This window comes from Streptomyces sp. NPDC014894, from assembly GCF_043080985.1.
Classification (GTDB): Bacteria; Actinomycetota; Actinomycetes; order Streptomycetales; family Streptomycetaceae; genus Streptomyces.
Genome location: NZ_JBIBWD010000003.1, coordinates 57,813 through 68,392, shown reverse-complemented (window position 1 = coordinate 68,392; position 10,580 = coordinate 57,813). Strand labels below are relative to the sequence as shown.

Below are 10,580 nucleotides of genomic sequence, written 5' to 3'. Positions count from 1 at the left end.
GACATCGGGCTTGGGCGTCGACTCACACGTTCGGGGGCGCTCCCTCGCGCGGGAAGCCGGTCACCCCGGGGCGCTTCTGCCAGGGCAACGGGCCGCCGGGCGGCCGGTAGTCGACGCCGAGGGCGTCAAGGCGGCGGTAGTGCGTGGCCATTCGCCCCTCGAACTCGGCGTAGTCGCGCTCCCCGGGGGCGGGCAGCGCGGACCAGACGGTCTCGGCGAAGGCGGCGAGGCGGGGGAAGACCTGGTAGTCGAAGCGGGAGCGCTCCTGGATGACCTCGGTCCAGACGTTGGCCTGGGCTCCGAGGATGTGGGCCTCGGCCTCGGGGCTGAGGCCGGGGGGCACGGGGTCGAACCGGTAGACGTCCTCCAGGGTGCGCACATATCCGATGGGCATCGGCTCGTCGGGCCCGTCGGCCTGGCGGAAGTCGAGGTAGACCTGCTGTTCGGGGCACATGACGACATCGTGGCCGGATTCGGCCGCCTCGACGCCGCCCGCGTAGCCGCGCCAGGAGGAGACCGCCGCGCCGGGCGCGAGGCCGCCCTCGAGGATCTCGTCCCAGCCGATGAGCCGGCGGCCCCGGGCGGTGAGCCAGGTGTCGAAGTGGCGGATGAACCAGGACTGGAGGCCGTCCTCGTCGCCGACGCCGAGTTCGGCGATCCGGGCCTGGGCGGTCGCGGACCGCTTCCACTGGTCCTTGGGGCACTCGTCCCCGCCGATGTGGACGAAGGGCGAGGTCTCGGCGGGGAAGAGGTCGAGGATCTCCTCCAGGACGCCTTCGTAGAAGCGCAGGGTGCTTTCGGTGGGGGCGAGTACGTTGGGATTGATGCCCCAGGTGTCCCAGGGGGTGAGCGCGGAGGTGTCGACGACGTCGGTGTTGCCGAGTTCCGGATACGCGGAGATCGCGGCCTGCGAGTGTCCGGGCACATCGATCTCGGGCACGACGGTGATATGCCGTTCGGCGGCGTAGGCGACGATTTCCCGGATGTCGTCCTGGGTGTAGTAGCCGCCGTAGGGCTTCTCGTCCCAGAGTTCCGAGAAGCGGTGGCCCCATTTGGTGCGGTGCCGCCAGGCGCCGACCTCGGTGAGTTTGGGGTGGCGTTTGATCTCGACGCGCCAGCCCTGGTCGTCGGTGAGATGGAAGTGGAAGACGTTGAGTTTGTGGGCGGCGAGCAGATCGAGACAGCGCAGGACGTCGGTCTTGTGGGTGAAGTGACGTGCGACGTCGAGCATCATTCCGCGCCAGCCGAAGCGGGGCCGGTCCTCGATGACCCGGGCGGCCAGCGCCCGGGCCGCGCCGGGCCCGGCCGGGGCCCGGCGGAAGGCCTCGGGGCCCAGCAGCTGGCGCAGGGTCTGGGCGCCCCAGAAGACGCCCGCGCCGCTGCCGCCGCGGATCTCGACGCCCCGGCCCCCCACGACCTCCAGCCGGTACGCCTCGGGCTCCAGGGTCTCGTCGACGAGGAGGGTGAGCGAGTTCTCGGCGTTCTCGGTCTCGCCGGGCGGCAGCGGGAGGCCGAGGGCGGGCCCGACCACCGAGCGCAGCCAGCGCTCGGTGGTGCCCGTGCCGGGCCCCGCGTAGAGGGTGGTGCGGGCGTCGGCGGTGAAGTCCGTTCCGGCGCCGCGCTCGGTGGAGCGCGGGGCCGGAATCAGATCGGGGGGATTCGCTTCAGCGGTCATGACATCCGTCCTTGAGGGTTGCTCAGTCCTTTACGGCGCCGCCCAGTCCGGAGACCAGCCGTCGCTGTACGAACACGAAGAAGATGAGCACGGGCACGGTCATGACGGTGGATCCCGCCATGATGCCGCCCCAGTCGTTCTCATCCGGTTTGAAGAACACCAGCAGCGCCATCGGCAGGGTCGACTGGGAGGTGTCGCTGATGATGAAGGACTTGGCGAAGAGGAAGTCGTTCCAGGTGGAGATGAAGGAGAAGACGCTGGTGGCCACGAGGCCGGGGAAGACCAGCGGGAAGAGGATCTGCCAGAGGAAGCGGGTGCGGCTCGCGCCGTCGATGTAGGCCGCTTCCTCCAGCGCTTCGGGCACCGCCTTCACGAACCCGCGCAGCATCCAGATCGCGAACGGGAGGGAGAAGGCTATGTGGGGCAGGATCAGCGACCAGAGGGTATTGAGCTGACCGGCGTCCCGCATGAGGAAGAAGAGCGGGATGGTGAGGGCTTCGATCGGCACCATCTGCGCCACCAGGAACATGATGAGCAAGGTGGTGCGGAACTTGAACCGGAATCGGGTGACCGCGGTGGCCGCGAGGAAGGCGATCAGCGCGGACGCCACCACGACCACGCTGGCGACGAAGAGGCTGTTGAGGAAATAGCGGCCGAATTCCTGCTGCTCGAAGACCTTGCGGAACGAGTCCAGCGAGGGGTTGAGCGTCCAGGGTTTGGCGTCGGTGGACTGGATCTCGCCCGCCGGTTTGAAGGCGGAGAGCACCATCCAGTACAGCGGGAAGGCGACGACCACCGCGACGACGAGCGCGGACAGCTCGGCGGCCAGCCGCCAGGGACGGCGGATGCGGAGCTTGCTCGTACGGCTCACAGTTCTTCTCCCTGGCGTCGCAGAAGGCGCAGATAGACAAGGGTGACGGCCAGCAGAATCAGCAGCATGACGACGCCGATCGCCGAGCCCAGGCTGTACTGCGAGGACGCGAAGGCTTTCTGGTACGCGTACACGTTGAGGACGAGATTCTGGCCCGCGATGCCGCCGCCGTTGGTCATCACATAGATCTGGGTGAAGACCTTGAAGTCCCAGATGATCGACTGAATGGTGACGACGACGAGAATGGGCCGGAGCATCGGGGCGGTGATCGTGCGCCAGATGCGCCACTGGGAGGCGCCGTCGAGCGAGGCCGCCTCCAGCACTTCGGTGGGGATGGCCTTGATGCCCGCGTACACGGTCACCATGACGAACGGGAACGAGCACCAGACGACCTCGAAGAGGACGAGCGCGAAGGCGCTGTAGCGCTCGTACGTCCAGGAGAAGTCGCCCAGCCCGAGCACCCGGTTGACCGGTCCGTAGTCGGGGTCGAAGAGGAAGACCCAGACGGTGGAGCCGGTGATGGCCGGGGTGGCCCAGGCGCCGAGCGCGGCCATCATCAGGGCGAGCCGGGGCACGGCCCTGATGCGGGTCAGCAGCACGGCGAGCGCGCAGCCGACGGCGAGGGTGGTGACCACACAGGCCGCCGCGAAGAGGACCGTGGCCAGCAGGACCTGCCAGAACTGGCTGTCGGCGAACAGCTCCTGGTAGTTGCCGAGCCCCTTGAAGGTGGTGGGCTCGCCACCGCTGACCTGGGCCTGGGTGTATTCGAGGAAGGAGATCAGGCCGAGCTGGTAGATCGGGTAGACCAGCAGCGCGGCGAGGACGACGAGCGCGGGCAGCAGATAGAGCCAGGGGGTCCAGCGCCCGCCCTTGCGGCCGGAGCGCTTCCTGGGGGGCTTCGCGGCCGGGGCCGCCGCGGTCTTCGGGGAGACCGCGGCCGGTCCGGCGGCTGTCGCTTGGTGCGTCATCCCGGTCAGCCCGCGTCGTTGAACGCGGTGTTCATCTTCTCGGCCGCGTCACCGGCGGCCGTCTTGACGTCCTTCTTGCCGCTGATGACCTCCTGGAACATGGTCGGCAGGACGAGCGAGGCGTCGATCTGGCCCCATGCCGGGGAGGCGGGGACGAACTTGGCGCCCGCGTCGAGCGTCTTGACGAAGGGCTCGACGAACGGCTCCTTCTTCGCCACGTCCTCGCGCACGTCGGTGTAGGTGGGCAGGAAGCCCATGGCGTCGAAGAACTTGCGCTGCGACTCCTTGCCGGCGAGCTGCTTCATCAGATCGACGGCGAGGGTGCGGTGCGAGGTGCTCTTGAGGACGCCGATGTTGTTGCCGCCCGCGAAGGCCGGGGCGATCTCGCCCTCCTTCGCGCCGGGCAGCGGCACGACCGCGTACTTGCCCTTGACGGTGCCGGCCTCGACGGCCTGGTGGCTGAAGTCGCCGCCGATGGCCATGGCGGCCTTGCCGGAGGCGAAGGCGGTGACGACCGCGTTGCCGGTCAGGGAGGCGCACTTGGCGGCGGGACAGTTGTCGTCGCCGAAGAGGGAGGTGTACGCCTCGATGCCCTTCTGGGAGGCGTCGCTGTCGATGGCCGACTTGTAGGAGGAGCCGCTGCCCTCGGCGAGTTCGCCGCCGTTGGCCCAGATGAAGGGCATCGCGCCGTAGGTGTACGCGCCGCCGACCGCCATGCCGTAGAGGTCCGGCTTCTCCTTGCGGATCTTCTTGGCGGTGGAGATCAGCTCGTCCTGGGTCTTGGGCGGCTCGATGCCCAGGTCCTTGAAGACGTCGGTGCGGTAGTACAGCGCGCGGACGCCCACGAAGAGGGGGGCCCCGTAGATCTTGTCGTTGACGGTGACCGACTGGGTGGCGGTGGGGTCGCTGGCCTTGGCCTCGTCCCAGGCCTTGAACTCCGCGCTGATGTCGGCGAGTCCGCCGTCCTTGACGTAGCCGGCGGTGTCGGTGTTGCCGTACTCGATCACATCGGGGGCGCTCTTCGGGTCGTTGAAGGCGGCCTTGATGCGCTGGGCGCGGGTCTCGACGGGGATGTACTCGACCTCGACCTTGGCGTCCTTGTGCTGCTTCGTGAAGGCGGCCACGGCCTCGTCCACGACCTTCTTCTTGGGGTCGTTGTTGACCTCCTGGAAGAGCCAGACGCGCAGGGTCCCGGACTTCTCGTCCTTCGACGAGCTGTTGTCGGAGGTCTGAGGGGCGCAGGCGGTTGCGGTGAGACCCGCGAGCACCAGGGCCGCGGTGGGGGCGGCGATGCGGGAGCTGAGCTTCATGAGCGGTCCCCTACGGTTATGCGTTGCAGCATCTGCAACGTACGTTTCGTGCTGCACAACACGAGGAGGCTAGAGCGGGACAAACCTGGGGACAAGAGTTCTCAACCACTCTGTGACCGGCAGACGCATCCTGTGCAACGGCTGTGGGTCCGGGGAGGGGAAAGGGGAACAACCGGTGAGCGAACGGACACGCAAACGGCCCCGGGGGCACGCGTGCTCGCGCGCCCCCGGGGCCGTACGCCGTCGGTCTCCGCCGAGGCGGTTACTTGTCCTTGCCGCCCTTGTCCTTGTCGCCGCCCGGGCCCATGGACTCGTAGATCTCCTTGCACATCGGACAGACCGGGTACTTCTTGGGGTCGCGCCCCGGCACCCAGACCTTTCCGCACAAAGCCACCACGGGAGTGCCGTCGAGGGCGCTCGCCATGATCTTGTCCTTCTGGACGTAGTGGGCGAAGCGCTCGTGATCGCCGTCGCCGTGCGACACCTGAGGAGTCGGCTCTACGAGGGTCCCAGTCCCAGTCCCGCGATCGGGCTCAAGAGTGCTCATGAACTCCAAGGGTACCCGGGCTGCGGGCTCCTGAGCCGCACCCGGGTCCCACCCGCCCGGACCCCGTACCCGACCCCGTATCCGACCCTGTGCCGGACCCCGTACCGGACCCTGTGCCGGACCGGCCCCGGCCCCCTGCCGGAGCGGGCCCCGCGCGGCTCCGCCCGGGTCCCGCGCCCTCACGCGCCGCGCCGCAGCAGCGCCGCCGGACCGGCCGCGAACGCGGCCGCCGTCCACACCGGCGTCACCGCCGACGCCCCCCCCGAGGACCGAAGTCCACCCGCTCGTCCGGGAAGCTCCGCATCAGCCGGGAGCCGGCGAGCCGCGGCGGGCGCCAGGCACGGGGTCAGTTCATCGACGGGTCGTCGGGGTAGGTGGCGAACATGGCCAGTTCGCTGCGCTGGCGGCGGAGCACGGCCCGCCAGAGGGTCTCGGGGCGGGGCGAGGAGACGTCGCCCGGTTCGGACTCGACGACGTACCAGGCTCCGTCGTCGAGTTCGTTCTCCAGCTGGCCGGGGCCCCAGCCGGCGTATCCGGCGAAGATGCGCAGCGATCCGAGGGCGGCGCCGAGCAGTTCGGGCGGGGCCTCCAGATCGACGAGGCCGATGGCCCCGTACACCCGCCGCCAGCCGACCGGGCCCTCGTCGCCGGGGATGACGGCGACGCCGAGGGCGGAGTCGAGGGAGACGGGGCCGCCCTGGAAGACGACTCCGGGCTCGCCGGCGAGCGGGGCCCACGGTTCCAGGATGTCGCCGACGCCCACGGGGGTGGGCCGGTTGAGGACCACGCCGAGGGAGCCCTCGTCGTCGTGGTCGAGCAACAGGACGACCGCGCGGTCGAAGTTCGGGTCCGCGAGGGCGGGTGTGGCGACGAGCAGCCGCCCTGTGAGCGAGGACACCTCGGTCATGCGAGACATGATCCCGCATCTTCGTCCGCCGCGGGGCCGGACCGGGCGGGCGGGTCCCTTCGCTGCTCGGAAGGGGGGCCGGACAGTGGCCCGCGACTATCCGGAGGGTGACAGTCCGCAAGGGTGGGTGAACCGAGCGTGCTGTAGCGAACTCATGACGTCGCGGAGGCTCCCGGCCCTTACAGGAGCGCGACCCCGGCCCCTTACCCTTTTCACTGACCCTCTGCCCGACCTCCCCCCTCGTTTCACGGGGGGACCCTCCGGAACGCGAGATTCATGACCGGCACAGACGATGTACTGCTTGTCCACGGCGGGACCCCGCTCGAGGGCGAGATCCGCGTCCGCGGCGCCAAGAACCTGGTGCCGAAGGCGATGGTCGCCGCTCTGCTCGGCAGCGAGCCGAGCAGACTGCGCAATGTGCCCGACATCCGCGACGTTCGGGTGGTGCGCGGGCTGCTCCAGCTGCACGGGGTGACGGTCCGTCCGGGCGACGAGCCGGGCGAACTGGTGCTCGACCCGACGCATGTCGAGAGCGCCAACGTCGCCGACATCGACGCGCACGCGGGCTCCTCGCGCATTCCGATCCTGTTCTGCGGCCCGCTGCTGCACCGGCTCGGCCACGCCTTCATCCCCGGGCTCGGGGGCTGCGACATCGGCGGCCGGCCCATCGACTTCCACTTCGACGTGCTGCGCCAGTTCGGCGCGCGGATCGAGAAGCGGGACGACGGCCAGTATCTGGAGGCCCCGCAGCGGCTGCGCGGCTGCAAGATCCGGCTGCCGTACCCCTCGGTCGGCTCCACCGAGCAGGTGCTGCTGACGGCGGTGCTGGCCGAGGGCGTCACCGAGCTGTCGAACGCGGCGGTGGAGCCGGAGATCGAGGATCTGATCTCCGTACTCCAGAAGATGGGCGCCATCATCTCGCTGGATACCGACCGGACGATCCGGATCACCGGCGTGGACCGGCTCGGCGGCTACACCCACCGGGCGCTGCCGGACCGTCTGGAGGCGGCTTCCTGGGCCTCGGCGGCGCTGGCGACGGAGGGCGACATCTATGTGCGGGGCGCCCAGCAGCGCTCGATGATGACGTTCCTGAACACCTATCGCAGGGTCGGCGGCGCGTTCGAGATCGACGACGAGGGCATCCGCTTCTGGCACCCGGGCGGCTCGCTGAACGCGATCGCCCTGGAGACGGACGTGCACCCCGGTTTCCAGACCGACTGGCAGCAGCCCCTGGTGGTGGCGCTCACCCAGGCGGCGGGCCTGTCCATCGTCCACGAGACGGTCTACGAGTCCCGGCTCGGATTCACCTCGGCGCTCAACCAGATGGGTGCGCACATCCAGCTCTACCGCGAGTGCCTGGGCGGCTCCGACTGCCGCTTCGGCCAGCGGAACTTCCTCCACTCGGCGGTGGTGTCGGGTCCGACGAAGCTCCAGGGCGCGGATCTGGTCATCCCGGACCTGCGGGGCGGCTTCTCGTATCTGATCGCGGCGCTGGCGGCCCAGGGAACCTCCCGGGTGCACGGCATCGACCTGATCAACCGGGGCTACGAGAACTTCATGGAGAAGCTCGTGGAGCTCGGGGCGAAGGTGGAGCTGCCGGGCGGCCCGCTGAGCCGGTGAACCTCCCCCAGGGGCCCTCTCGGGGCCCCTGGGGACACAGCAAGGGCGGCCACCGTGGCACGGTGGCCGCCCTTGTGATGTTCAGCGGTCAAGCAGGCAGGCCCAGAGGGCTCACTTGCCCTTGGCGGCTTCCTTCAGCTTCGAGCCCGCCGAAACCTTCACGCTGTAACCGGCCGGAATCTGGATCGGGTCGCCGGTCTGCGGGTTACGCGCGGTGCGAGCGGCACGGTGGGTGCGCTCGAAGGTCAGGAAGCCGGGGATGGTGACCTTCTCGTCGCCCTTGGCGACAATCTCACCGACGGTCTCGGCGAGGGCGGCCAGCACGGCGTCGGCGTCCTTGCGAGTCACCTCGGCGCGGTCGGCCAGCGCGGCCACCAGCTCACTGCGGTTCATGTTCTTACTCCCGTGTTTCTACTTGCCTGTGAGGCGTGAGATCGAAGCCGATGCTGCCAGGGCCCTCTGACAGTCCCCGGACCAGGGTCTGCATCAGACCCTCTCGCCCGGTTACGCATCCTGCCCCCACCAACGGCGGGAACGCCAATCCGGCACCCTCCTGAGTCACACGAAAAGCGCCACTACCACATCGCGGTGACGCTCCGTTCACCAGGCGGGGACTCCGTGGAGCCGCCGGGGCCATGGTCCGCCACCCTAGATCGGCTGCCGGGGCCCGGCATCCCACGACGCGCCGGAGGTCAGGCCATGGGCGCACCGCCCTGGAGGGGCCGTCGGGAGAACTGTAGGTGGCCGCGGAGCACTCGGCGACCGGGGGGATCCCCCTTGATCGTCCTGGGGCGGCGCTCACGGTGCGTACAGAGGCCGCCCGGGGGCGGAGCCCCACGGGCGGCCGGACGGGGCCTGTACGGCGTCCCGGGGGCGTCCCCGGGACGGTCCCGGGGGCTCAGCCCGCGGGATCCGGGGCGGTGGCCGCCTTGGCCGCGGTGCGCACGGCTCCGGCGACCGCGCCCGCGACCTTGTCGTTGAAGACCGAGGGGATGATGTAGTTCGGATTCAGCTCGTCCTCGGTGACGACGTCGGCCAGCGCGCTCGCCGCGGCGAGCATCATCTCCGTGTTGACGGTGCGGGACTGAGCGTCCAGCAGACCGCGGAAGACACCCGGGAAGACCAGTACATTGTTGATCTGGTTGGGGAAGTCGGAGCGGCCGGTGGCGACGACGGCGGCGGTCTGGCGGGCGATCGCCGGGTCCACCTCGGGGTCGGGGTTCGCGAGCGCGAACACGATCGCGCCCTCCGCCATGGCGGCGACGTCCTCGGCGCCCAGCAGATTCGGCGCGGAGACGCCGATGAAGACGTCGGCGCCCGCCACGGCCTCCTTGAGGGTGCCGGTGACGCCCTCGGGGTTGGTGTTGTCCGCGATCCAGCGCAGCGGGGACTGGGGGGCCGCGTCGACGAGGTCCTCGCGGCCCGCGTGCACGACGCCGTGGATGTCGGCGACCACCGCGTGCTTCACCCCGGCGGCGAGCAGCAGCTTGAGGATGGCGGTGCCGGCGGCTCCGGCGCCGGACATGACGACGCGCACGTCGCCGACCGCCTTGTTGACGACCCGCAGCGCGTTGGTGAGCGCGGCGAGGACGACGATGGCGGTGCCGTGCTGGTCGTCGTGGAAGACCGGGATGTCCAGGGCCTCGCGCAGCCGTGCCTCGATCTCGAAGCAGCGGGGGGCGGAGATGTCCTCCAGATTGATCCCGGCGAAGCCGGGGGCGATGGCCTTGACGATCGCGACGATCTCGTCGGTGTCCTGGGTGTCCAGGCAGATCGGCCAGGCGTCGATGCCGGCGAACCGCTTGAAGAGGGCCGCCTTGCCCTCCATGACCGGCAGGGAGGCCATCGGGCCGATGTTGCCGAGGCCCAGCACGGCGGAGCCGTCGGTGACCACGGCGACCGAGTTGCGCTTGATGGTGAGGCGGCGGGCGTCCTCGGGGTTCTCGGCGATGGCCATGCAGACCCGCGCCACACCCGGGGTGTAGATCATCGAGAGGTCGTCACGGTTGCGGATGGGGTGCTTGGACGCCATCTCGATCTTGCCGCCGAGGTGCATCAGGAAGGTACGGTCGGAGACCTTGCCGAGGACGACGCCCTCGATGCCGCGAAGCTCCTCGACGATCTCCTCGGCGTGGGCGGTCGAGGTGGCCGCGATGGTCACGTCGATCCGCAGCTTCTCGTGGCCGGAAGCGGTCACGTCCAGACCGGTCACGGAGCCGCCGGAGGACTCCACGGCCGTGGTGAGCTGGGAGACCGCGGTTCCGCTCGCGGGCACCTCCAGCCGGACCGTCATCGAATACGAGACGCTTGGCGCCGTTGCCATGACCGGGTTCCTCTGCTTTCCCTAGCTTCATTGCTACGCGCCCGCGGCGGGGCGGGCCCCGGGCGGACGCTCCCCCGATGGTCGCACCTACCAGCCAGTAGCCGGTAATAGTGGTCGTTTTGTTTTTGGAAACGAAATTCCACCATACGAGATGGAGCCGTTTCGGCGGAAGCCCCGGACGGCCGGGGGAGACCGAACGACAACAGGTCCATGTCACTGATCATGTGACATGGACCTGAAGAGACTGCCGAAAAACGCTGTAAGTGGCACCGACCCGCCATGCTCGCCTCGCGGCAAGTGGTCGCTCGAAGCGACGAAGGTTGGGCCCGGGGGCTTGGATCGGGCCGGTGCCACCCCCA

At 69.5% G+C, this 10,580-nt stretch carries 9 protein-coding genes; 1 reads left to right on the top strand and 8 read right to left on the bottom strand.

The genetic code is table 11. From position 1 onward, the window contains the following. Positions 1-22: 22 nt before the first annotated feature. The 6 genes from ACF089_RS08240 to ACF089_RS08215 all read right to left on the bottom strand — a co-directional run bounded on the left by ACF089_RS08240 (position 23) and on the right by ACF089_RS08215 (position 6,278). The gene (locus ACF089_RS08240; RefSeq protein ID WP_392023542.1) at positions 23-1,675 is read right to left on the bottom strand and encodes a beta-N-acetylhexosaminidase; all 1,653 of its coding nucleotides are present in this window, start codon (positions 1,673-1,675) and stop codon (positions 23-25) included. A gap of 22 nt (positions 1,676-1,697) precedes the next feature. Then, on the bottom strand, positions 1,698-2,546 hold the full coding sequence (locus ACF089_RS08235; RefSeq protein ID WP_392023539.1) for a carbohydrate ABC transporter permease: 849 nt from the start codon (positions 2,544-2,546) through the stop codon (positions 1,698-1,700). Next, entirely contained in the window at positions 2,543-3,514 is a 972-nt protein-coding gene (locus ACF089_RS08230; protein WP_392023538.1) for a carbohydrate ABC transporter permease, read from the bottom strand. Before ACF089_RS08230 ends, ACF089_RS08235 begins: the two co-directional genes overlap by 4 nt. 5 nt (positions 3,515-3,519) lie before the next feature. Beyond that, positions 3,520-4,824, bottom strand: a complete 1,305-nt coding sequence (locus ACF089_RS08225; protein WP_392023536.1) for an extracellular solute-binding protein — start codon at positions 4,822-4,824, stop codon at positions 3,520-3,522. A gap of 262 nt (positions 4,825-5,086) precedes the next feature. After that, positions 5,087-5,371, bottom strand: a complete 285-nt coding sequence (locus ACF089_RS08220) for a DUF3039 domain-containing protein (protein ID WP_347732098.1) — start codon at positions 5,369-5,371, stop codon at positions 5,087-5,089. 346 nt (positions 5,372-5,717) lie between these two features. Next, entirely contained in the window at positions 5,718-6,278 is a 561-nt protein-coding gene (locus ACF089_RS08215) for a YqgE/AlgH family protein (protein ID WP_392023534.1), read from the bottom strand. 276 nt (positions 6,279-6,554) lie between these two features. Between ACF089_RS08215 and murA the strand changes: the two genes are divergently transcribed. Further along, complete coding sequence (gene murA / locus ACF089_RS08210) at positions 6,555-7,898, top strand: UDP-N-acetylglucosamine 1-carboxyvinyltransferase (RefSeq protein ID WP_392023532.1); 1,344 nt, start codon at positions 6,555-6,557, stop codon at positions 7,896-7,898. Positions 7,899-8,009: 111 nt separating this feature from the next. Here murA and ACF089_RS08205 read toward each other — a convergent pair whose 3' ends face one another. Together ACF089_RS08205 and ACF089_RS08200 are read right to left on the bottom strand one after the other, a co-directional pair. Next, positions 8,010-8,291 (bottom strand): HU family DNA-binding protein, encoded by a 282-nt coding sequence (locus ACF089_RS08205; protein WP_003954777.1) that lies wholly within the window; start codon positions 8,289-8,291, stop codon positions 8,010-8,012. 505 nt (positions 8,292-8,796) lie between these two features. Beyond that, positions 8,797-10,221, bottom strand: coding sequence for an NAD-dependent malic enzyme (locus tag ACF089_RS08200; RefSeq protein ID WP_392023530.1), 1,425 nt, complete (start codon positions 10,219-10,221; stop codon positions 8,797-8,799). Positions 10,222-10,580: the final 359 nt, after the last annotated feature.